The 21497-nt window shown below is 60.7% G+C and carries 24 protein-coding genes; 1 reads left to right on the forward strand and 23 read right to left on the reverse strand.

Annotation, left to right across the window (positions count from 1 at the left end):
• On the forward strand, nt 1-235 hold a 235-nt coding region (locus AEQ63_RS05205; RefSeq protein WP_236705238.1), incomplete at its 5' end, for a DUF6124 family protein.
• A 186-nt stretch (nt 236-421) separates the two neighbouring features.
• On the opposite strand, the gene AEQ63_RS05210 is transcribed toward AEQ63_RS05205, so the two are convergent.
• From AEQ63_RS05210 to AEQ63_RS05320, 23 genes are all read right to left on the reverse strand, one after another.
• On the reverse strand, nt 422-1096 hold the full coding sequence (locus AEQ63_RS05210; RefSeq protein WP_064362057.1) for a hypothetical protein: 675 nt from the start codon (nt 1094-1096) through the stop codon (nt 422-424).
• Between the two features lie 178 nt (nt 1097-1274).
• The gene (gene flhB, locus AEQ63_RS05215) at nt 1275-2414 is read right to left on the reverse strand and encodes a flagellar biosynthesis protein FlhB (protein ID WP_064362058.1); all 1140 of its coding nucleotides are present in this window, start codon (nt 2412-2414) and stop codon (nt 1275-1277) included.
• A gap of 3 nt (nt 2415-2417) precedes the next feature.
• On the reverse strand, nt 2418-3203 hold the full coding sequence (gene fliR, locus AEQ63_RS05220; RefSeq protein ID WP_064362059.1) for a flagellar biosynthetic protein FliR: 786 nt from the start codon (nt 3201-3203) through the stop codon (nt 2418-2420).
• Between the two features lie 3 nt (nt 3204-3206).
• The gene (fliQ, locus tag AEQ63_RS05225) at nt 3207-3476 is read right to left on the reverse strand and encodes a flagellar biosynthesis protein FliQ (RefSeq protein ID WP_016771067.1); all 270 of its coding nucleotides are present in this window, start codon (nt 3474-3476) and stop codon (nt 3207-3209) included.
• The gene (gene fliP / locus AEQ63_RS05230; RefSeq protein WP_042607538.1) at nt 3473-4231 is read right to left on the reverse strand and encodes a flagellar type III secretion system pore protein FliP; all 759 of its coding nucleotides are present in this window, start codon (nt 4229-4231) and stop codon (nt 3473-3475) included. The genes fliQ and fliP overlap by 4 nt, the downstream gene beginning before the upstream one ends.
• Entirely contained in the window at nt 4231-4683 is a 453-nt protein-coding gene (gene fliO, locus AEQ63_RS05235; RefSeq protein ID WP_064362060.1) for a flagellar biosynthetic protein FliO, read from the reverse strand. The genes fliP and fliO overlap by 1 nt, the downstream gene beginning before the upstream one ends.
• On the reverse strand, nt 4684-5142 hold the full coding sequence (gene fliN / locus AEQ63_RS05240) for a flagellar motor switch protein FliN (protein ID WP_016771070.1): 459 nt from the start codon (nt 5140-5142) through the stop codon (nt 4684-4686).
• Between the two features lie 55 nt (nt 5143-5197).
• Nucleotides 5198-6166: a flagellar motor switch protein FliM gene (gene fliM, locus AEQ63_RS05245; protein WP_003222890.1), complete on the reverse strand. Its 969-nt coding sequence runs from the start codon at nt 6164-6166 to the stop codon at nt 5198-5200.
• A gap of 9 nt (nt 6167-6175) precedes the next feature.
• Complete coding sequence (fliL, locus tag AEQ63_RS05250; RefSeq protein WP_016771071.1) at nt 6176-6679, reverse strand: flagellar basal body-associated protein FliL; 504 nt, start codon at nt 6677-6679, stop codon at nt 6176-6178.
• A gap of 213 nt (nt 6680-6892) precedes the next feature.
• Nucleotides 6893-8260 (reverse strand): flagellar hook-length control protein FliK, encoded by a 1368-nt coding sequence (locus AEQ63_RS05255; RefSeq protein WP_064362061.1) that lies wholly within the window; start codon nt 8258-8260, stop codon nt 6893-6895.
• Between the two features lie 105 nt (nt 8261-8365).
• Nucleotides 8366-8713, reverse strand: a complete 348-nt coding sequence (locus AEQ63_RS05260) for an Hpt domain-containing protein (RefSeq protein WP_152972330.1) — start codon at nt 8711-8713, stop codon at nt 8366-8368.
• Nucleotides 8714-8743: 30 nt separating this feature from the next.
• Entirely contained in the window at nt 8744-10447 is a 1704-nt protein-coding gene (locus AEQ63_RS05265) for an ATP-binding SpoIIE family protein phosphatase (protein WP_064362062.1), read from the reverse strand.
• Nucleotides 10448-10452: 5 nt separating this feature from the next.
• Nucleotides 10453-10758 (reverse strand): STAS domain-containing protein, encoded by a 306-nt coding sequence (locus AEQ63_RS05270; protein WP_064362063.1) that lies wholly within the window; start codon nt 10756-10758, stop codon nt 10453-10455.
• A 191-nt stretch (nt 10759-10949) separates the two neighbouring features.
• On the reverse strand, nt 10950-11399 hold the full coding sequence (gene fliJ / locus AEQ63_RS05275; protein ID WP_064362064.1) for a flagellar export protein FliJ: 450 nt from the start codon (nt 11397-11399) through the stop codon (nt 10950-10952).
• Nucleotides 11400-11405: 6 nt separating this feature from the next.
• A complete protein-coding gene (gene fliI, locus AEQ63_RS05280) occupies nt 11406-12764 on the reverse strand; it encodes a flagellar protein export ATPase FliI (protein ID WP_039761176.1) in 1359 nt (452 codons plus the stop codon).
• A complete protein-coding gene (fliH, locus tag AEQ63_RS05285) occupies nt 12754-13560 on the reverse strand; it encodes a flagellar assembly protein FliH (protein ID WP_064362065.1) in 807 nt (268 codons plus the stop codon). The genes fliI and fliH overlap by 11 nt, the downstream gene beginning before the upstream one ends.
• A 4-nt stretch (nt 13561-13564) precedes the next feature.
• Nucleotides 13565-14584, reverse strand: a complete 1020-nt coding sequence (gene fliG, locus AEQ63_RS05290; RefSeq protein ID WP_039761172.1) for a flagellar motor switch protein FliG — start codon at nt 14582-14584, stop codon at nt 13565-13567.
• Entirely contained in the window at nt 14577-16364 is a 1788-nt protein-coding gene (gene fliF, locus AEQ63_RS05295; RefSeq protein WP_042607530.1) for a flagellar basal-body MS-ring/collar protein FliF, read from the reverse strand. Before fliF ends, fliG begins: the two co-directional genes overlap by 8 nt.
• Nucleotides 16365-16378: 14 nt before the next feature.
• The gene (gene fliE, locus AEQ63_RS05300) at nt 16379-16708 is read right to left on the reverse strand and encodes a flagellar hook-basal body complex protein FliE (RefSeq protein WP_016771081.1); all 330 of its coding nucleotides are present in this window, start codon (nt 16706-16708) and stop codon (nt 16379-16381) included.
• Between the two features lie 128 nt (nt 16709-16836).
• The gene (locus tag AEQ63_RS05305; RefSeq protein WP_064362094.1) at nt 16837-18219 is read right to left on the reverse strand and encodes a sigma-54-dependent transcriptional regulator; all 1383 of its coding nucleotides are present in this window, start codon (nt 18217-18219) and stop codon (nt 16837-16839) included.
• Nucleotides 18220-18224: 5 nt separating this feature from the next.
• Nucleotides 18225-19436, reverse strand: coding sequence for a sensor histidine kinase (locus AEQ63_RS05310; protein ID WP_042607529.1), 1212 nt, complete (start codon nt 19434-19436; stop codon nt 18225-18227).
• A gap of 110 nt (nt 19437-19546) precedes the next feature.
• Nucleotides 19547-21022 (reverse strand): sigma-54 dependent transcriptional regulator, encoded by a 1476-nt coding sequence (locus tag AEQ63_RS05315; RefSeq protein WP_041479014.1) that lies wholly within the window; start codon nt 21020-21022, stop codon nt 19547-19549.
• A gap of 172 nt (nt 21023-21194) precedes the next feature.
• The gene (locus AEQ63_RS05320; protein ID WP_016771085.1) at nt 21195-21491 is read right to left on the reverse strand and encodes a hypothetical protein; all 297 of its coding nucleotides are present in this window, start codon (nt 21489-21491) and stop codon (nt 21195-21197) included.
• Between the last annotated feature and the right edge of the window lie 6 nt (nt 21492-21497).

The raw sequence follows: 21497 nt of genomic DNA on the forward strand, positions 1-21497 counted from the left end.
CACGCCACCACCCTTCAGCCCTCGCGCCATGTACGCCGTCACCGCCGACACCAAAAACGAAGACCTGCTGGCCAACGCCTGCGAAACCCTCGCCTCGGCCAAAACCATCGCCCAGGAATTCGCCGGATTGGTGAAACCGTCGCAGCGCCGGACGCTGATGGGCATCGCGCAGCTGATCATGCTCGGCGAATTGGCGGTGAATCGGGTGCTGGATAATCTGGAGTTGCCGGGTTGACGCAGGCATTGGGGACACCAGTTGATTGATCCAGCGTCAATTCTGACGCCTTCGCGAGCAGGCTCGCTCCCACCGTTGAACGGCTTCCAACGTGGGAGCGCGAATACTGGCTAAGGCGCAACACAAAACCTTGAGGCAGAAAAAGCCCGCCGCCCCCTTTCAGTCGGGGCGGCGGGTTGCAGATCACTACGCCGTTAAAACCTGTTCAGGTGTAATCGGGCCGAAACCGAGATTCTTGCCGTTGATATAGCGCGCGCCCTTGAGCAGCTCCGTACCCTCGATAACGACGACCGCGTCCTGCGTGTACATAAACGTCACCACCGATACCGGCGTCGTACGCTCCGGCAGCCCCCAAGACACTTTTGTCCGCTGCTCTATGAGGGTCAGTGCCCAATCAAACCAAATGATGGGGAGGTCTTCGATCCTGATTTCGCGCTCCGGATCTTCCCAACGAAAGTCCTGCCGCGCCGTCATCAAAAGCGCACTTCCCTCAATGACGAATTCCGGCTTGCCAAATCGCCTCTCCATTTCATCGTTGATCCAGCCATCCAAGTACAAATCCGGATCGGTGAAGAGTTCGAAAAGCATCGCACTGTTGACGATTTTTCCTGCAGAACCACCAATCACACTGTAGTGATTGTGGTACGCCAAACCCTCCAGCTCCGGCCGAATCGCGTTGCTCGACACCTCCAGGTAATTGGCGCTGTAGGCGTTGGCCATCTGCTTGAAATGGGTGAAGTCCAGCATCAACTTGAAAGTCACGGTGTAACCGATTGCGCGATCGGCTGTACGTTGTTCCAACACTCCCGAGACGAATTCAACCTCCATACCTTGCAACTTTATATAGGGCTGGTCTGCCATGATTGCTTCCTCTGAAACCCGATGCAGGCGCCGCTCCCTGGTACTCGCATCAAATGATCAGAGCGACCAATGCAGGGAAATGCCGGGAGAATTCCCATGGCAATGAGAGCGCCGGCGGGCGCGGCCGTCTACTGTCAGACTTGACAGGTTGAGAGGTTTTCCAGACAGACGGTAACCGTCAGGAATCGCGCCGCAGATTCGGCGGAATCGGCAAATCATCCTTGAGCGGATCCGGCCGTTTACCCTTGCCCGCCTGGTGTTGGCGGATCTGGTAGACGTAAGCCAATACCTGCGCTACGGCCAGATACAGCCCGCCGGGGATTTCCTGCTCCAGTTCGGTGGAGTAGTAGATCGACCGCGCCAACGCCGGCGACTCGAGGAGCATGACGTTGTTGGCGACGGCGATTTCGCGGATTTTCAGAGCGATGAAGTCGCTGCCCTTGGCCAGCAGCACCGGCGCGCCGCCCTTCTCCGAGTCGTACTTGAGGGCGACGGCGTAGTGGGTCGGGTTGGTGATGACCACATCGGCTTCGGGGATCGCCGCCATCATCCGCCGCTGGGACATTTCGCGCTGGGTCTGGCGGATGCGCTGCTTGACCTCGGGGCGGCCTTCCTGGTCCTTGTGTTCGTCGCGCACTTCCTGCTTGGTCATCAGCAGTTTCTTGTGCGCTTCCCAAAGCTGCACCGGCACGTCGACGGCGGCGATGATGATCAGGCCGCAGGCCAGCCACAGCGTGCTCCAGCCCACCAGCAAAACACTGTGGATGATCGCCATGTCCAGTGGCTCGTGGGCGATGCGCAGAAAGTCATCGACGTCGGCGGACAACACCACCAACGCCACGCCCAGGGTAATCAGGAACTTCGCCAGTGCCTTGAGCAGTTCGACCACAGCCTTGAACGAAAACATGCGCTTGAGGCCGGCGGCCGGGTTCATCCGGCTGAATTTGGGCGCCAGGGAGCTTGCGGCGAACAGCCAGCCACCGAGCGAGATCGGGCCGATCACGGCGGCGAGCAACAGGGTGATCATGACTGGCTGAATCGCCAGCAAGGCAATCAACCCTGACTCCAACAGAAAACGGCCCATGGCGCCCTGGTCCATGACCACTTCGCGGGACAGGGTGAAGTTCAGGCGCATCACGTCCATCAGTTCTTGCGCGAGCATGCCGCCAAAAATCAGCAGCGCAGCGGCACCGGCCATCATCACCGCAAGGGTGTTGAGCTCTTTGGAACGGGCGATTTCACCCTTCTCTCGGGCATCCTTTTTACGTTTGTCCGTGGGGTCTTCTGTTTTGTCCTGACCGCTTTCGCTCTCTGCCATGACTCAGCGCGCCCGTGCCAGTTCGCGTAGCAACTGCAAGGCCTCGCTGGCCAGCGGTTGATACTGGTTGAGAATGTCCGCCAGACCCACCCAGACGATGAACAGGCCGAGCACCATGGTCAGCGGAAAACCGATCGAGAAGATGTTCAGTTGCGGCGCGGCGCGGGTCATCACGCCGAAGGCGATGTTGACCACAAGCAACGCGGTGATCGCTGGCAGCACCAGCAGCAACGCGGCGCCAAGCACCCAGCCGAGTTTGCCGGCCAGCTCCCAGTAATGCTCAACCATCAGACCGCCGCCGACCGGCAGCGTGGTGAAGCTTTCAGTCAGGACTTCGAACACCACCAGGTGGCCGTTCATCGACAGGAAGAGCAGCGTCACAAGCATGGTGAAGAACTGACCGATCACCGCCACCGAAACGCCGTTGGTAGGGTCGATCATCGAAGCGAAGCCCATACCCATCTGCACCGCGACAATCTGCCCGGCGACGGCAAAGGCCTGGAAAAACAGTTGCAGGGAAAATCCGAGCACGGCGCCGACCAGAATCTGCTCGCCGATCAACAGCAGACCGCTGAGGTCAAGCGGGCTGACGGCGGGCATCGGCGGTAGCGCCGGGGTGATGACCACGGTGATCGCCACGGCGAAATACAGGCGCACGCGGCGCGGGATCAGGGTGGTGCCGAACACCGGCATGACCATCAGCATCGACGCCACGCGAAACAGCGGCAACATGAACGACGCCACCCAGGTGCTGATCTGGGTGTCGGTCAACTGAAGCAGCGATTGCATGGCTTAGCCGATGACCATCGGGATGTTTTTGTACAGCTGGATGATGTATTCCATGAACGTCTGCACGATCCACGGACCGCCGATGATCAGGGTCACCAGCATCACCAGAAGGCGCGGCAGGAAGCTCAGGGTCTGTTCGTTGATCTGCGTGGCGGCCTGGAACATCGACACCAGCAGGCCGACCAGCAGGCTCGGCACCACCAGGATGGCGACCATCATGGTGGTCAGCCACAGCGCTTCACGAAAGATATCGACCGCGACTTCCGGCGTCATGGCGAAACACCTCCAAAACTGCTGGCCAGGGTGCCGATGATCAGCGCCCAGCCATCCACCAGCACGAACAGCATGATCTTGAACGGCAACGAGATGATCAGCGGCGAGAGCATCATCATACCCATGGCCATCAGCACGCTCGCCACGACGAGGTCGATGATCAGGAACGGGATGAAGATCATGAAGCCGATCTGGAACGCGGTTTTAAGTTCGGAAGTCACGAACGCCGGCACCAGGATGGTCAGCGGCGCCTGATCCGGGGTGGCGATGTCGGTGCGCTTGGACAGGCGCATGAACAGCTCCAGATCGCTGGTGCGGGTCTGCGCGAGCATGAAATCCTTGATCGGCACCTGAGCTTTTTCCACCGCTTGCTGCGCAGTGAGGGTTTCCGCCAGATACGGTTGCAATGCGTCGTTATTCACCCGGTCGAACACCGGCGCCATGATGAACAGCGTCAGGAACAGCGCCATGCCGGTGAGGATCTGGTTCGACGGCGTCTGTTGCAGACCGAGGGCCTGACGCAGGATCGAGAAGACGATGATGATCCGCGTGAAACTGGTCATCAGAATGACCGCCGCCGGAATAAAGCTCAGCGCGGTCATGATCAGCAGGATCTGCAGACTGACCGAATATTCCTGCGCGCCGTCGGCATTGGTGCCCAGCGTAATCGCCGGGATCGACAATGGATCGGCGGCCAACGCCAGCGGCGCGGCCAGCAACAGGACCAGCGTCAAGACGATGCGGAGCGCACCCATTACTTCGTATCCTTCTGATCCTTGCCGAGAATTTTCAGCAGATGCTGAGCAAATTCCGGCGTCGCTTTTTCACTGGCGGAGGGGACTTCGACCGGTTCCTTGAGCACATGCAGCGCGGTGATGGTGCCGGGGCTGAGGCCGAGCAGGATCTGCTCGTTGCCGACCTGTACCAGCATCAATCGGTCACGCGGGCCGAGCGCGCGTGAGCCGATCAACTCGATCACCTGGCCCTTGCCCACCGGTCCTGCCTGCTGCACGCGGCGCAGCAGCCAGGCGAGGAAGAAGATCAAGCCCAGCACCAGCAGCAAACCGAACACCAGTTGCGTCAACTGCCCGGCCACGCCGCTGTTGACCATTGGCGCGGTGGCGGCAGGCGCAGCCGTGGTTGCACTCGGCTCGACCGCCAGCACGCTCAACGGCAATGCCAGCAGAACCCAGAGAAACCTTTTCACTCAGCGCAGCTTCTTGATGCGTTCGCTTGGGCTGATCACGTCGGTCAGGCGGATGCCGAACTTCTCGTTGACCACCACCACTTCGCCGTGAGCGATCAGCGTGCCATTGACCAGCACGTCGAGCGGCTCACCGGCCAGACGATCGAGCTCGATCACCGAACCCTGGTTGAGTTGCAGCAGGTTGCGGATGTTGATGTCGGTACTGCCGACTTCCATGGAAATCGACACCGGAATGTCGAGGATCACGTCCAGGTTCGGACCGTCGAGGGTCACCGGATCGTTGTTCTTCGGCACGCTGCCGAACTCTTCCATCGGCAGACGGTTGGAGCTGGAAGTGCCGGCGTCGGCGGCCAGCAGTGCATCGATGTCAGCCTGGCCAGCGTCACCGGTTTCTTCCAGGGCCGCAGCCCATTCATCGGCCAGTGCCTGATCGTCCTGCGCGTTCATATCGTCGTTCATCATGTGTCCTCGGCGGGCAACAATTCGGTTAAATACGGGGGTGAAAGGCGCCGCCTCAGCGACGCTCGATCGGCTCGATCACTTGCAACGCGAGGTTGCCTTTGTGCGAGCCCATCTTGACCTTGAAGGCCGGCACGCCGTTGGCGCGCATGATCATGTCTTCCGGCATCTCGACCGGGATCACATCGCCCGGTTGCATGTGCAGGATGTCGCGCAGCTTCAACTGGCGGCGGGCCACGGTGGCACCGATGGGCACGTCGACATCGAGCACATCCTGGCGCAGGGCATTGACCCAGCGCTCGTCCTGATCGTCGAGGTCGGACTGGAAACCGGCGTCGAGCATTTCCCGCACCGGCTCGATCATCGAGTACGGCATGGTCACGTGCAGGTCGCCGCCACCGCCATCGAGTTCGATGTGGAAGGTGGAGACGACAATTGCTTCGCTCGGGCCGACGATGTTGGCCATGGCCGGGTTCACTTCCGAGTTGATGTACTCGAAATTGACTTCCATGATCGCCTGCCAGGCTTCCTTCAGATCGACGAAGGCCTGCTCGAGCACCATGCGCACCACGCGCAGTTCGGTCGGGGTGAATTCACGCCCTTCGATTTTGGCGTGACGGCCGTCGCCGCCGAAGAAGTTGTCCACCAGTTTGAACACCAGTTTGGCGTCGAGGATGAACAGCGCAGTGCCGCGCAGCGGTTTGATCTTGACCAGATTGAGGCTGGTCGGCACGTACAGCGAGTGCACGTATTCGCCGAACTTCATCACCTGCACGCCACCGACGGCAACGTCCGCCGAGCGGCGCAGCATGTTGAACATGCTGATGCGGGTGTAGCGGGCGAAACGCTCGTTGATCATTTCCAGCGTCGGCATGCGTCCACGGACGATGCGATCCTGGCTGGTCAGGTCGTAGCTTTTGACACTGCCGGGTTCGGCAGCATTATCGGTCTGTACCAGACCATCATCGACGCCATGCAACAGCGCATCGATTTCATCCTGGGACAGCAGATCCTGCACGGCCATGTCGTGTTCCTACTGCAGTACGAAATTAGTGAAAAGCAACTGTTCGATGACCACTTTGCCCAGCTCTTTCTGCGCCACTTCCTGGACGCTGGCGGTGGCCTTCTGGCGCAACATCTCCTGGCCGACCGGGGTCGCCAGTGTGGCGAAATCCTGACCGGAGAAGAGCATCACCAGGTTGTTGCGGATAACCGGCATGTGCACTTTGAGCGCGTCCAGATCGGCCTGGTTACGCGCCAGCATGGTGATGCTCACCTGCATGTAGCGCTGACGGCCGTTCTGGTTGTAGTTGGCAACGAAGGCTGGCGCCATCGGCTCGAAAATCGCTGCCTGCTTGCCGACCGGCGCTGCTTCAGCGGCCTCGGCAGGCTTGCTCTGGGCGCCGTGCATGAAGAACCAGGTCGCCCCGACGGATGCACCAATGGCCACCAGCAACGCCAGCACGATCACGATGATCAGCTTGAGTTTGCCTTTGGTTGCGGGGTCTTTTACTGCTGCAGCTTCGCTCTTCGCCATGCCAATAATCCGTCACTAATCGGGGGTTTCACAGTCGCACGGCAAGGCAAGAGCAAGTGTTATGCCAGAAGTGTCGGAGGCTGAAGGGAGGGCGACATAAAACAAATGTAGGAGTGAGCCTGCTCGCGATTGCGGTGTGTCAGTCAACGAGTCCGCTAACTGACACACCGCAATCGCGAGCAGGCTCACTCCTACGGGGGGGGCTGTGCTTTATCAGGCGTAATAGTCGACCGCGCTGGTGCCGATGACGCTGGTGGGCTGCGCCGCCACTTCAGCCACAGTGGCCGGTGCCAAATCTTCATCCGCCGAATCCAGACGCCCGCCGGCGGCGCTGGTGCGTCCGGTGTGGCCCTGCTGCGCCTGTTCCTGGCCTTGCTGGCCCTGCCAGCCACGGTTCTGGTCGGAGACGTTGACGTCGACCTGGCCCATGCCCTGCTGATTGAACATGTCGCGCAGGCGATGCATCTGGCTGTCGAGCGCTTCACGCACGCTCGGGTGCGCGCTCATGAAGGTCACCTGGGTCTGCTGATCGGGAACCATGTTCACGCGGATATCCAGACGCCCCAGTTCAGCCGGTTGCAACTGAATATCGGCGGCCTTCAGGTTGACGCTGGACAGATACATGACGCGGTTGACCACTTCTTCAGTCCAGCCGCTCTGGTGCATGGCGATCGGCTGATTCACCGGCAGCGCATTCGCGGTTTTTGGCGTAGCGGCCTGGGTCAGTGCCGCCAGACGGTTGGCGAAGTCGTCGACGCGGGTATCGCTGGTGGCTGATTTCAGATCCTTCAGACCATCATCGATCAGCCCGCTGAAGGCTTTTTCGCCACCTTGGCTGGTGCTGTCCTTGTCGGCCTGGACGTCGAGCATGCTGGCCATGCCGGCGGCAAAGTTCTGCGCAGCGGTCAGTTCGCCGTCGGCCTGAGCCTGAGCGGGAGAGGCTTTCGGTTGTGCCTGACTGGCGGCAGAAATATGCCCGCCCTGCTCCATCGCCATGCGCACGGCCGGCATCGAGTCGAGCGGGTCGGCCGAGGGATCGAAATCGCTGTCGGTAGCCGCCGGATCTTTGACCATGCCCGGCACAGCAGCCAATGCAGGTGTCTCAGTTTCCGGCTGGGCTGGCGCCGCGACTACCGGGGTTTGCACGACAGGCGCTGCGACCAATGGCTGGACGACTTGAGCCAGGGCTGGATCCAGCGCCGGGTCTACAGGCGCGGTATCGACCACAGGGGTTTGTACGGTTTCAGCGGTGTCATCGGCAGTGGCAGCTGCGTCGTCACTCGCCGCCGCTTTGTCCGCAGGCAACGCTTTGCCGCTATCGGCAACTGCTGGCTCGGGCGCGGCAGACTGATCTTTGCCGATATCCTTTTTGCCGCTGTTGTCAGCGACCTTGTCGCGTGCCGGTTTGACTGAATTATCGGCGCTGGCGGCAGGCTTGGCCGGCGCTTGATTGGCGAACACTTTGGCGAAGCTCGAAGCCTTGTCCCCGGCGTCTGCGGCCATTGCCGACGATTTGGCAGAGGCGGCTTGCGCCTTGGCCTGGGCGGCGGTCTGAAGAAGAATGTTGGGGGTCGCAGGCATGACACGGTCTCCGCTGCACTGGGATCGTAGGTACAGTTGAGCAAGATGACTGCAAGTGCCGGGCCAGTTTGGCCAGACACTTGCGAAAAACGCCGGAAGGCGGCTTCAGTGGGTATGGGCGTGGTGCTTTTCGTCTTCGTACACGGGGCGTACGTCGGCGAACTCGGAATGGATGTCGGCAACCAGCTGAGCGAGTGCTTCCGGGCTTTTGTCCTTGGCATTCGACTCCAGGTCCTGGCACAACTCAGCGAGTCGAACCGCGCCCATGTTGCAGGCGCTGCCTTTGAAACTGTGGGCACAACTCATTAGCTGATCGGCGTCTTTGGTTGCGCGCAAGTTGCTCAAGCGCTCCTCAGAGTCATTCAGAAAAGTATCCAGAAGCTCTGGATAATCGCCCTCCATTACCTCGCGCAAGATATCGAGAACGTCGCGATCTACATTTGGGACAGTCACTTGCTCACTCCTTGATCAAGAATGGGCGGATTATGCCTCAATCTCCCAGAAAAACTCCACGCTGGCACTACGACCTTGGTCCGACCAGCTGGCGTTGTGGCACAGTTGCCGGACCAGGCTGATGCCGCGTCCCGACAGGCGGACATTGTCCAGAGGCCGCTGCATGACCCGCGCCACATCGAAACCCTTGCCACTGTCCTCGACCCGGATGACCAGACGCCCGCCCTCGCCTCGCGGTTGCACCTGCAGATGCACCCGCACGAAACCCTCCTGCAGCGCCTCCAGGCGTGCCGCACGCATTTCGTAGTAGCGGGCAAACCCGGCCGCATCGCGCTTGAGGCTGGAATCGAGCCCGAGCACGCCATGCTCCAGCGCATTGGAATACAACTCGGCGAGTACGCTGTACATGGCCCCGCTTTGCGAGCGCAGGCCGTGCACCTCAAGCAACAACTGCAAGAGAAATGGCAGCGGATTGAAGCGCCTGAGCGTGGCACCGCGAAACTCGAAACTGGCCGACCAGTCCAGCGGGCACGACTGGCCGCTGTCCGAATACACCGGTGCCGCGCCGTGGGCCTGCGTCGACTCGAGCAGGCTGACCTCGACCATGCTCACGTCATCACGGGCCTGTCCGCGAAAATCGCGCAACGCCTGCTCGATGTCCTCGAACAGCCGATCCGGCTCGCTATTGGCGGCAAAGACCTGCTGCAAACGCTCGACACCGAACAACTGGTCATTGGCATCGCAGGTATCGATCACCCCGTCCGATAACAGAAACACCCGATCATCAACGGCCATCGGATACACATCCGTACGGTCATCGAAGGCCTGCGCACTGAGAATTCCCAACGGTAAATGCCGCGCTGGCAGCGGCACGCGCTCGCCACTCGCCATGCGGTGCAAGTAACCGTCGGGCATGCCGCCGTTCCACACCTCCACCGAGCGGCTCTGGAAACTCAGACAGAGCAACGTGGCGCAGCAGAACATGTCCACCGGCAGGATGCGCTTGAGCTTGGCGTTCATCTCGCGCAGGGTTTCGGCCAGACCGTAGCCCTTGGCGGTCATGCCGTAGAACACTTCGGCCAGAGGCATCGCGCCGACTGCCGCCGGCAAGCCATGCCCGGTGAAATCGCCGAGCATGACGTGCATGTCACCGGCCGGCGTGTAGGCCGCCAGCAACAAATCGCCGTTGAACAGTGCGTACGGCGATTGCAGGTAACGGATGTTCGGCGCACTCAGGCAGCCAGAATGCGCAACCTTGTCGAACACCGCTTTGGCCACGCGCTGTTCGTTGAGCAAATAGTCGTGATGTCTGGCGATCAAGTCGCGCTGCTGCAGAACCGTCGCCTGCAGCCGGCGCAAGCGATCCATCGCCTTGATTTTGGCGGCGAGGATCACCTGGTTGTACGGCTTCGCCAGAAAATCGTCGCCGCCGGCCTCAAGACAACGGGCCAGCGCTTCGCTCTCGGTCAGCGAGGTAAGAAAAATGATTGGCACCAGCGCCTCGCCCGCCAGCGCCTTGATCTGCCGCGCCGCTTCAAAGCCGTCCATCACCGGCATCAGCGCATCCATCAGCACCAGATCGGGTTGCTGCTTTTGGAACGTATCGACCGCTTCAGCACCGTTGGCGGCCGTCAGTACCTGATGGCCCTGACGACGGACGATGGTCGACAGCAGCAACCGGTCGGCGGCGCTGTCTTCGGCGATGAGAATGGTCAGCGGCTCTTGCGCCTGCATGGGCGTCAACTGATGTCGAAGAGTTTGTCGAAGTTGGAAATCGCGAGGATTTTCTTCACATCGGTGCTGCTGTTGACGACGCGGATATCCGACTCGTCGCCCCCCGCGTGATCACGCAGCAGAAGCAGCATGCCCAGCGCGGAGCTGTCGAGGTAAGTGGCCTTCTTCAGATCCACCACTATGGATTCAGGCTTCTCGTTGAGTCGCTCATAGGACTCGCGAAATTCCTGATGCCGACCGAAATCGAACCGACCCTCGATCGAAATCGTGAGTTTTTTCCCATCTTGAGAGACTTCTGTAACGACTGACATTGACTGGCTTCCTTGTCATTGACGAACCTGTACAAGGTTTAGCAGCTGGATAGGGTTGGGGCAAGGCGCAACGCTGGAACAGGTGTGGGAGCGAGCCTGCTCGCGAATGCATTCTGTCTATTGACTACAGGGTTGACTGACACGGCGCTTTCGCGAGCAGGCTCACTCCCACAGGGGTTTGGCGGTGAGGTTTAGAAGGCATCACGCCGCGGCAAACGCTGCGACAGTTCATCCAGCAGCTTCTGCTCGCGTTTGTCTTCGAGGCGTTGCGCTTCTTCGCGATAGCGCTGCACCAGTTTGCGCAAACCTTCGACGCGGGCGAACGCCTGTTGCCATTCCTCACGCGCTTTGTCGAGCTTGTTCTGGTGCCAGACCAGGCTCTGCCGTTGCTGATCGACGGCGGTGTCGAGTTGCGCCAGAAAGCCCTGAAAACCCAGCAGCCACTGCCCGGTCACGCCGGTGCTGCCGCGCACGATCCATTGCTGCGAGTAATCCAGACGAAAGGCATTGAGGTCGGCCAGTTTGCTTTCCGCAACTTTGACCTGACCCTGGAAATAGCCCAGTCGTTGCACGGCGGCTTTTTCGGCCTTCTCGGCCATTTCCACCACCGGCGCCAGGCGCGCTGCTCGGCTGACGGCCATGGCCGGTTACCCGCCCGCCGCTGGGGCGAACAGGGTTTCCAGGTAGGCCTGGCTTTCACCCATGGTGATTTTGTCGTTGAGGCCCTGGCGCTGATACCTGACCAGTTGCGGTTGCAGGGAAATCGCCAGATCGGTCTCGCGATCACCGCCGGCGACGTAAGCGCCGACGCTGATCAGATCGCGGCTCTGCTGATAGCGCGACCACAACTGCTTGAAGTACTGCGCACGCTGCATGTGATCCGGCGAAACCACCGCCGGCATGACCCGGCTGATCGAGGCTTCGATGTCGATCGCCGGATAGTGACCTTCCTCAGCCAGGCGCCGCGACAGCACGATGTGGCCGTCGAGCACGCCCCGCGCCGAGTCGGCAATCGGATCCTGCTGGTCATCGCCTTCGGACAGAACGGTGTAGAACGCCGTGATCGAACCGCCGCCCTTCTCCGCGTTACCGGCGCGCTCCACCAGTTTCGGCAGTTTGGCGAACACCGAGGGCGGATAGCCTTTGGTCGCCGGCGGTTCGCCGATGGCCAAAGCGATTTCCCGCTGGGCCTGGGCGAAACGGGTCAGCGAGTCCATCAGCAGCAGAACGTTCTTGCCCTTGTCGCGGAAATATTCGGCGATGCGCGTGCAATACATCGCCGCACGCATACGCATCAGCGGTGCATCGTCCGCTGGTGAGGCGACTACCACCGAACGCTTGAGGCCTTCTTCACCGAGGATGTGCTCGATGAATTCTTTAACTTCGCGTCCACGTTCACCGATCAGGCCGACGACGATGATGTCGGCCTCGGTGAAGCGGGTCATCATGCCCAACAGCACCGATTTACCGACACCGGTACCGGCGAACAGACCCAGACGCTGGCCACGGCCGACGGTCAGCAAACCGTTGATGCAACGGATGCCGACGTCCAGCGGCACGCTGATCGGGTCACGGTTGAGCGGGTTGATTGTCGGGCCGTCCATCGGCACCCAGTCTTCGGCTTTCATGCCGCCCTTGCCGTCCAGCGCGCGGCCGGCGCCGTCGAGCACTCGGCCGAGCATGCTCATGCCCATCGGCAGCCGACCGGTGTCGGCCAGCGGCACCACGCGGGCGCCCGGGGCGATGCCGGCGACGCTGCCCACCGGCATCAAAAATACTTTGCTGCCGGAAAAACCCATGACTTCCGCTTCCACCTGGGACGGGTGATAGCTGTCGTCATTGATCACCATGCAGCGGGTGCCCATGGCGGCGCGCAGCCCTTCGGCTTCCAGGGTCAGACCGACCATGCGCAGCAGCCGACCTTCAAGGATCGGCGCGCCCGCAATCTCGGTGGCCTCGGCGTAGGTGCTCAGGCGCTTGGCGAAGCTGGTGCGTTCAAGGCGCATCGCTGGCGTCCGCGCGCGGCTCGTCGGAGTCGACAGGCGCTGGGGTGTCTTGAGGAATTTCCAGGCTCAGGTCAGGCGTTGCCGGGTGCAACGCTTGTTCGTGCAACTGGTCGAACAGTTTGGCCATGACCTGAGTCACCCGCGATTCGACGCTGGCATCGATGCGACTGTGCTCGGTTTCAACCCGGCAGCCGCCCGGCAACAGCGACTCGTCTTCGACGATGCGCCAGGTTTCTTCGTGGCGTTCGCGCAGGGCTTTGACCTGGGCGAAGTCCTGCGGATTGACGTACAGGCGCACGTTTTCCACGCCCAGCGGCAACAGCTTGAGGGCATCGCGCATGACGTGTTCGATCTGCGTCGAATCGATGGCCAGTTCGCGCTTGATCACCTGTCTGGTGATGTGCTGCACGAGGTCGACCAGCGACTTTTCAATCTGTGTGTCTTGCTCGGCGATCGGCTCGAACAGGTTGCCCATCAAAAGCTCAAGGCTGGCGATTTTCGCCGCCAGCGCTGTTTCGGCTTCCTGACGCACCTTCAGCGTGGTGCTGTGAAAACCTTCCTTTTCGCCAATGGCGAAACCCTCGTTGTAAGCCTCCTGACGGATGCTTTCGAGTTCTTCCAGAGTCAGTGGCTGGACTTCTTCCAGCGGCACTTCTTCCATTTCCGGCGGTTCGGGTTCCGGCTCAGGCTCGGGTTCCGGTTTTGGCGGATCGAAGCTGGGCATCGCCCAGGATTCGAAGCCGCGAACATCGCGGGCGCGGATCAGATCCGTCACAGACTCGTCAGGCTTATCCATGGGCTTAGATCATTTCCTCGCCGCCCTTGCCACCGAGCACGATCTCGCCGGCTTCGGCCATACGACGGGCGATGGTGAGGATTTCCTTCTGCGCGGTTTCGACATCGCTGACGCGCACCGGGCCTTTGGCCTCGAGGTCGTCGCGCAACAGTTCGGCGGCACGCTTGGACATGTTCTTGAAGATCTTTTCCTTGACGCCTTCGTCCGAGCCCTTGAGGGCCAGTACCAGCACATCGGAAGAGACTTCGCGCAACAGCGCCTGAATGCCACGGTCATCGACGTCGGCAAGGTTGTTGAAGACGAACATGAGGTCTTCGATCTGACCGGACAGGTCTTCGTCGACTTCGCGGATCGAGTCCATGAGCTGGCCTTCGATCGAGCTGTCGAGGAAGTTCATGATGTCGGCCGCACGCTTGATGCCACCCAAGGTGGTGCGCGAGGCATTCGAGTTGCCGGAGAACTGTTTCTCGAGAATCTGGTTGAGTTCTTTCAAGGCTGCCGGCTGCACGGTGTTCAACGACGAAACGCGCAGGATGATGTCCAGACGCACCTTATGGTCGAAGTTGCCGAGCACTTCACCGGCCTGATCCGGGTCGAGGTACGCGACCACGATTGCTTGGATCTGCGGGTGTTCGTAACGAATGACGTCGGCGACGGCGCGCGGCTCCATCCATTTCAGACTGTCGAGGCCGCTGGTGTTGCCACCGAGCAGGATGCGGTCGATCAGGCCGTTGGCCTTGTCTTCGCCCAGGGCCTGGGTGAGCATCTTGCGCACGTAGTCGTCGGAACCGACGCCGAGGCTGGTCTGATCGCCGACGATGTCGACGAACTCGCTCATCACCTGCTCGACCTGCTCGCGGTGCACGTTGCCCATCTGCGCCATGGCCACGCCAACGCGCTGAACCTCTTTGGGGCCCATGTGGCGCAGCACTTGCGCGGCATCGGTCGAACCCAGGGACAGCAGCAGAATCGCGGCTTTGTCGACCTTGGTCAGTTTGACGGCGGCGGCTCGGTTATCACTCATCTGCGTTAATCCACTCTTTTACGACCTGAGCCACGCGACCCGGGTCTTCAGCTACCAGACTCTTGATTGCATTCAGCTGCGCGTCATAACCCTCGCTCGGGCTCGGCAACAGAATGCTCTGCGGACCACCGAGGCTCACGCGGTCGTTGGCCAGGTCGCCGTCCAGGCCGCCCATGCCACCGAGTTCCACGTCGCTGCCCAGACCGGCCAGCTCCTTGCCTTTGCCGCCGCCGGTGATGTTGTTGAGCACCGGACGCAGCACACCAAACACCAGTACGAGGATGAACAGCACACCCAGCACTTGTTTGACGATGTCCCAGAACCATGGCTGGGAGTAGAACGGAATATCGGCAATCACTTCACCGCGCTCGGCGGAGAACGGCATGTTGATCACGCTGACGCTGTCACCACGGCTGGCGTCGAAACCGACGGCGTCCTGCACCAGACGCGTGAAGCGCGCCAATTCGTCGGCGCTCCACGGCGCACGGCTGGTTTCACCGTTGGCCGGGTTGATCTTGACCTGATCATCGACCACCACCGACACCGACAGGCGATTGAGACGGCCCTGCTGCTGTTTGGTGTGGCTGATCGAACGGTCGAGTTCGAAGTTCTTCGTCGATTGTTGACGCTTGTCGGCCGGATACGGCGCGAGCATCGGCTGGCCGGTGGCCGGGTCCATGATCTGCTGACCGTTGGCGTCAACCAGTGGCTGACCCGGCTGGATCATGCCGGCCGGTGCGGCGGTGCCACCGGTGGTCTGCGGCGCCGACGCTGGCGACGGTGGCTGGTTGCTCAGGGCACCCGGCACACCTTGCGGGCCATTGCTGGCGGTGCGTTGTTCGTTGACCGACTGCTCGCTGCGCAACGCCGGTTGGTCCGGGTTGAACTGCTCGGCAGTCGATTCGACGGCATTGAAATCGATGTCGGCGGAAACTTCCGCTTTGTATCGATCATTGCCCAATACCGGCTGCAGAATGTTGTGCACGCGTTGGGTGAGCATGCTTTCCATGCGGCGGCTGTAATCGAACTGCTTGCCGGCCATGGTCATTTCCGAGTTCTCCGCCTGATCGGAGAGCAGATTGCCCTTCTGATCGACGACGGTGATCTGCGATTTGCTCAACTCCGGCACAGACGTCGCGACCAGGTTGATGATCGCTACCACCTGACCCGGCTCCAGCGAACGCCCGCTATACAGCTCGACCAGTACCGAAGCGCTCGGCTTGCGCTCGTCACGGACGAACACCGAGCTCTTCGGAATTGCCAGGTGCACGCGGGCACCCTTGACGTTGTTGAGGCTGGAGATGGTGCGCGCCAGTTCGCCTTCGAGGCCGCGACGATAACGGGTCGCTTCCATGAACTGACTAGTGCCCAGACCCTGTTCCTTGTCGAGGATTTCGAAACCGATATTGCCGTCGCTGGGAGTGACACCAGCGGCGGCGAGTTTCATCCGCGCACGGGACAGGTCGTCGGCCTTGACCAGCAAGGCGCCGGAATTGGGTTCTACGTTGTAGGGAATGTCAGCGGCGGCCAGGGTTTCCATGACCTGCTTGGCGTCCAGGCCGGCAAGGCTGCCGTACAGTGGACGGTAATCCGGCTGCTGCGACCACAGCACCACGGCAAAGCCAATCGCCACGCTCGCAGCCAGGCCGACCAACAGGCCGACCTGACGCAGCACGGTCATCTGGGAAAGGTTTTCCAGAAAGGACAGGCCGAACAGCGGCGGTTTGCCGTCGATCGGGGTGGCCTTGGCCGGAACGTTATCAGCGACTGCTTCTGCCATGACTTATTTCGCCCTTAAACCGGCATCTGCATGATGTCTTGGTAAGCCTGGACCAGCTTGTTGCGCACCTGGGTCAGAGCCTGGAACGACACGCTGGCTTTTTGCGATGCGATCATCACGTCGGTCAGGTCGACACCGCTCTTGCCGATCTCGAACGCATTGGCCAGTTGAGTCGACGCCTGCTGGGTATCGCTGACTTTATTGATCGCCTGACCGAGCATGTCGGAAAAGCTGCTGCCGGCAATTTCAGGGACAGCGGCAGTCGATTTACGCGCAGACATGGCATCCACTTTCATGGCCTGCATGTCCATCATCAACCGATTAAATTCAATACCTTGGCTCATGGTCTACTCTCTTGGGCGGCCCGCAATTTTTTGACACTCACTCGGCGGGTACACAGGTATTAGCAACAAGGGTGCCAGCTCATGGGCACCCTTCTGAGAAAAGCATCTGGAATGTTTTGCAGCTTCCGTCAGGTGGCGAACAGATAGCCTTCGACGTCCATCCCGGCGTCGCGCATTTGCGCCAGTTTGTAGCGCAGGGTGCGGGGGCTGATGCCGAGCTTTTCGGCAGCTTCCTTGCGGCGGCCACGCTCGGCGCGCAGGGTGTCGATGATCATCTGAAACTCCCGGCGGCGCAGGTCGTCGCCCAGGGCTCCGGTGGAATCCGCCTCGATTTCCACCTCGCGCATCACCGGTGCCGCGACCGGCAACGGCGCAAATGTCACCGCACCGCTCAGGCAGAAATCCTGCGGCTGGATCAAGCCGCCCTGCTGCAGAATCAGCGCGCGCTGAATGGCGTTATCCAGCTCACGCACGTTGCCCGGCCACGGGTACTCGGTCAGGCAGGCTTGTGCTTCGGGGGAAAGCTTCGCCGCAGCGTGCTTCATTTTATTGACGTGTTTGGCCAACAACTTTTCCGCCAGCGGCAGGATATCGGCAGTGCGCTCGCGAAGTGGACGCCAGGCCAGAGGAAAAACCGACAAGCGGTAAAACAGGTCTTCACGGAAGCGCCCCGCTGCCACTTCGCCAGCCAGATCACGGTTGGTCGTGGCGACCACGCGGATATCCAGACTGATCGGCTTGCGTGCGCCCACGCGCTCGACTTCGCGCTCCTGCAGGACCCGCAACAGTTTGGCTTGCAGACCCAGCGGCATTTCGGAAATTTCATCGAGCAGAATGGTGCCACCGTCCGCTTGCTCGAACTTGCCGGCTTGCGAGGCGATAGCGCCGGTGAACGAACCCTTTTCATGCCCGAACAGTGTCGCTTCGAGCATGTTGTCGGGAATCGCCGCACAGTTGATCGCAATAAATGGCTGACTGGCCCGCCGCGATTGCTGGTGAATGTAGCGCGCCAATACTTCTTTACCGGTGCCGGACTCGCCGGAGATCAGGACAGTCGAATCACTGCGCGCGACTCGTGCGGCCAGTTCAAGCAACTGCGCACTGGCCGGCTCGACAGCAACGGGGCCCTCCGCTTCGCCAGCATCAATGCTGCCCAACGCGTGCCGGGCCACCAGATCAAGCAACGCTTTGGGTTCGAACGGCTTGACCAGATAATCCGCCGCGCCCTGGCGCATGGCATCGACCGCACGCTCGACTGCGCCGTGGGCGGTCATCAGCAGCACCGGCAATTGCGGTTGGCGCGCGCGCAGCAGGGCAAGCAATTGATGGCCGTCCATGCCCGGCATGTTGACGTCGCTGACCACCAGACTGAAGGCTTGCTGCGCGACGGCCGTCAGTGCTTCTTCGGCGCTGCCGACGGCGTGATAGTCGTGGCCGGCGAGCAACAGCGTATCGGCCAGCGCTTCGCGCAACGAACGGTCATCCTCGACCAGCAACACCTTGATGCCCATGACGATCATTCAACTCCCTGTGCAGCGGAAAACAGCGGCAGGCTGACCTGCGCGCAGGTACCGCGCCCGACCCGCGAACGCAGGGTCAATTCTCCCTGATGGGCACGCGCCACCGCTTTGACCACGGTCAGGCCAAGACCGGTCCCGGTGACTTTGGTAGTAAAAAAAGGCTCGCCGAGGCGCGCCAAAACTGTCGGCTCAATGCCGCTGCCGCTGTCGCTGACACACACGCGCAGGGTGTTGCCTCTGGTGTAGCAATGCACTTTCAAGCGCGCCTCGCCGGCGCTGGCCTGGATGGCGTTTTCAATCAGATTCAGCAGTGCGCCGACCAGCGTGTCACGGTTGCACAGCAGCTCACCGGCATGGCTGTCGCACTGCCAGCGAATCGGCAGATCCTGCACGTGGGTCAGCGCCGCGGCCTGCAGCGATTGCATCAATGCATCGGGGGTCAGGCGATCGGTCAGGGGCAATTCACCACGGGCGAACACCAGCATGTCGCGCACTTGATGCTCGAGTTCGTGCAGACGCTCTTTCAGGCGTCCGGCAAAGCGCTGCTGGGTTTCCACCGGCAATTGCTGCTCAGTCAAATGACTGGCGTAAAGCAAAGCGGCGGACAGCGGCGTGCGAATCTGATGCGCCAGGGACGCAACCATGCGCCCCAGCGAAGACAACCGCTCGTGCCGTGCCAGTTGATCTTGCAGATGACGGGTTTCCGTCAAGTCATTGAGCAGCACCAACTGCCCCGGCTCGGCGTCCAGCGAGCGGGTGGAGATCGACAGGCGTCGACCGTTTTTTAGAGAGATTTCATGACCGTCGTCTTCACGCGGAGCGAAGCAGCGTGCGATCACATGGCGCCAGAGCTCGCCTTCGAGTGGCGAGCCAAGCAGGTCGATGGCGGCCGGGTTGGCTTCGCGCACCAGACCGTGGCCGTCGATAACGATCACGCCGCCGGGCAACAGGTCGAGGAGGTTTTGCAGGCGATTGGCCAGGCGTTCTTTTTCCGCCAGCTCCTGCATGCGCTGGGCGCTGACCACCGCCAGCTCACCCTTGAGCTCGGTGACGCGCGCTTCGAGCAGACTGTAAGAGTCAGTCAGCTGGCTCGACATCTGGTTGAACAGCTGAAAGGCCTGCTCAAGTCCCTGACGACTTGCCTGCTCTACGGACGAGGGTTGCCCCACGATATTGGAGGCAGAAGAGATCTGGGCGGCTTGGGGCATTGGGCTCTCTCGCTTGGCTGACCGTCAGTGAAACGGAACGTTGCGAGGGCTATAGCAATACCCGTGCCTAAAAAAAACCGCTTATAAATGAAGCGGTTGAAAAACAGGCGTCAATCATCCGCCTGTTCATCTCCTCCAGCGCGGCTCATGCCGTACTTGCGCATCTTCTCGACCAGCGTGGTGCGACGAATACGCAGACGCTCAGCAGCACGGGCGACAATGCCATTGGCATCGTCCAGCGCCTGCTGAATCAGGCCCTGCTCCAGGCCACCGAGGTAGTCCTTGAGGTCCAGACCTTCCGGCGGCAGCAGTGCGTTGGCGCTGAAGTCCGGAGTATGACCATTGATCGCCACGCGCTCTTCAAGATCGCTACGCAGACTGTCGACCATTTGCTCGTCTTCGTCGTCGACGTAGCGGAATTTCTTCGGCAGCTCGACCACGCCGATTACCCCGTACGGGTGCATGATCGCCATACGCTCAACGAGGTTGGCCAGTTCGCGGACGTTGCCCGGCCAGCCGTGACGGCACAGCGACATGATCGCCGCGGAGTTGAAACGGATCGAACCACGCTTCTCGTGCTCCATGCGCGAGATCAGTTCGTTCATCAACAGCGGGATATCTTCGACACGCTCGCGCAGCGGCGCCATCTCGATCGGGAACACGTTCAGGCGATAGTAGAGGTCTTCGCGGAACGAGCCGATCTCGATCATGCTTTCGAGATTCTTGTGGGTCGCGGCAATGATGCGCACGTCGACGCTCTGGGTCTTGTTGCTGCCCACGCGCTCGAAGGTGCGTTCCTGCAGCACGCGCAGCAGCTTGACCTGCATAGGCAGCGGCATGTCGCCGATTTCGTCGAGGAACAGCGTGCCGCCGTTGGCCAGTTCAAAGCGTCCGGCACGGCTGGTGATCGCACCGGTGAAGGCGCCCTTCTCGTGGCCGAACAGTTCGCTTTCCAGCAGCTCAGCAGGGATCGCCCCGCAGTTGACCGGCACGAACGGCGCGTCGCGGCGCTTGGAGTGGTAGTGCAGGTTGCGCGCGACCACTTCCTTGCCAGTGCCGGACTCGCCGAGGATCAGCACGCTGGCGTCGGTGTCGGCCACCTGCTGCATCATCTGACGGACGTGCTGGATCGCACGACTGGTGCCGACGAGGCTGCGGAAAAGATTGGGTTCGCGATGACGGCCGCGTTCACGGGCCTGGTCGTACATCTCGCGATAGACCTGGGCGCGGTGCAGCGAATCGAGCAATTTGCTGTAGCTGGGCGGCATTTCCAGGGTCGAAAGGACGCGGCGACGCTGGTCTTCAGGCAGGTCAACGGAAGAATTATCGCCCATTAACAAAACCGGAAGGAACTCATCCCAGGTTGCGAGTGTCTTTAGCAAGCCCAAAAGCGCGCCAGGAGCATTGACGGTCCCGATCAGTACGCAAATGACCTCACGACTAGACGACAAAGAGCCGACTGCCTGCTGCCAGTCATGGCTGCCGCAGGGTAAATTTTCTTCGCCAAGAAAATTCAAAATCACCGCCAGGTCGCGGCGGCGGACGCTATCGTCATCGATCAGCAGAATTTTGGTTTCACGCCACATGCAATAGCAACTTCCCTAGTCAACTCAATGCCCGAAAAATAAGGCAAGCGAGACGCTTGCAGGACACCATGTGCCTGTAGACGCCCTAAACCTGATAATAGCCACTAGTTAAGTCAAAAAACCGTGCACAGTCAAATTTATGGCGCACATCTCTGGTTCAACTGACGGTTAATCAACCAAACAGATGGTAAACCTTTGCAGCCTTTTGCGCTTGGGTGATCTGCGACATCTCGTTGGCTATCGCCTGCCGCTCGCCCATTGCCACCTCAAGAAGCTCTTTGTACACGAATAGCAGCTCTTCAAGATTATCGCGCAACGCAACTTCGTCCAGCGAAGCTTCCGCCATGACGTCTTCCATGCAGGAACGGCAAGCCAGATCCAGCTCGCCAATGGCTTCCCAGTTTCGCTCGGCCAGAGCACCGACCAACGCTTCACGGGTATCGGCTATTCGCTGCAATACAAGACTCATGGTGAT

This window comes from Pseudomonas sp. RIT-PI-o (assembly GCF_001297215.1).
Taxonomy (GTDB): Bacteria; Pseudomonadota; Gammaproteobacteria; order Pseudomonadales; family Pseudomonadaceae; genus Aquipseudomonas; species Aquipseudomonas moraviensis_A.

Bases quoted from the DNA above. Each gene is read 5' to 3' on its own strand.
- AEQ63_RS05210 (WP_064362057.1), bottom strand. From the start codon at position 1,096: ATGGCAGACCAGCCCTATATAAAGTTGCAAGGTATGGAGGTTGAATTC.
- flhB (WP_064362058.1), bottom strand. From the start codon at position 2,414: ATGGCAGAGAGCGAAAGCGGTCAGGACAAAACAGAAGACCCCACGGAC.
- fliR (WP_064362059.1), bottom strand. From the start codon at position 3,203: ATGCAATCGCTGCTTCAGTTGACCGACACCCAGATCAGCACCTGGGTG.
- fliQ (WP_016771067.1), bottom strand. From the start codon at position 3,476: ATGACGCCGGAAGTCGCGGTCGATATCTTTCGTGAAGCGCTGTGGCTG.
- fliP (WP_042607538.1), bottom strand. From the start codon at position 4,231: ATGGGTGCGCTCCGCATCGTCTTGACGCTGGTCCTGTTGCTGGCCGCG.
- fliN (WP_016771070.1), bottom strand. From the start codon at position 5,142: ATGAACGACGATATGAACGCGCAGGACGATCAGGCACTGGCCGATGAA.
- fliM (WP_003222890.1), bottom strand. From the start codon at position 6,166: ATGGCCGTGCAGGATCTGCTGTCCCAGGATGAAATCGATGCGCTGTTG.
- fliL (WP_016771071.1), bottom strand. From the start codon at position 6,679: ATGGCGAAGAGCGAAGCTGCAGCAGTAAAAGACCCCGCAACCAAAGGC.
- AEQ63_RS05255 (WP_064362061.1), bottom strand. From the start codon at position 8,260: ATGCCTGCGACCCCCAACATTCTTCTTCAGACCGCCGCCCAGGCCAAG.
- AEQ63_RS05265 (WP_064362062.1), bottom strand. From the start codon at position 10,447: ATGCAGGCGCAAGAGCCGCTGACCATTCTCATCGCCGAAGACAGCGCC.
- AEQ63_RS05270 (WP_064362063.1), bottom strand. From the start codon at position 10,758: ATGTCAGTCGTTACAGAAGTCTCTCAAGATGGGAAAAAACTCACGATT.
- fliJ (WP_064362064.1), bottom strand. From the start codon at position 11,399: ATGGCCGTCAGCCGAGCAGCGCGCCTGGCGCCGGTGGTGGAAATGGCC.
- fliI (WP_039761176.1), bottom strand. From the start codon at position 12,764: ATGCGCCTTGAACGCACCAGCTTCGCCAAGCGCCTGAGCACCTACGCC.
- fliH (WP_064362065.1), bottom strand. From the start codon at position 13,560: ATGGATAAGCCTGACGAGTCTGTGACGGATCTGATCCGCGCCCGCGAT.
- fliG (WP_039761172.1), bottom strand. From the start codon at position 14,584: ATGAGTGATAACCGAGCCGCCGCCGTCAAACTGACCAAGGTCGACAAA.
- fliF (WP_042607530.1), bottom strand. From the start codon at position 16,364: ATGGCAGAAGCAGTCGCTGATAACGTTCCGGCCAAGGCCACCCCGATC.
- fliE (WP_016771081.1), bottom strand. From the start codon at position 16,708: ATGAGCCAAGGTATTGAATTTAATCGGTTGATGATGGACATGCAGGCC.
- AEQ63_RS05305 (WP_064362094.1), bottom strand. From the start codon at position 18,219: ATGGGCATCAAGGTGTTGCTGGTCGAGGATGACCGTTCGTTGCGCGAA.
- AEQ63_RS05310 (WP_042607529.1), bottom strand. From the start codon at position 19,436: ATGCCCCAAGCCGCCCAGATCTCTTCTGCCTCCAATATCGTGGGGCAA.
- AEQ63_RS05315 (WP_041479014.1), bottom strand. From the start codon at position 21,022: ATGTGGCGTGAAACCAAAATTCTGCTGATCGATGACGATAGCGTCCGC.
- AEQ63_RS05320 (WP_016771085.1), bottom strand. From the start codon at position 21,491: ATGAGTCTTGTATTGCAGCGAATAGCCGATACCCGTGAAGCGTTGGTC.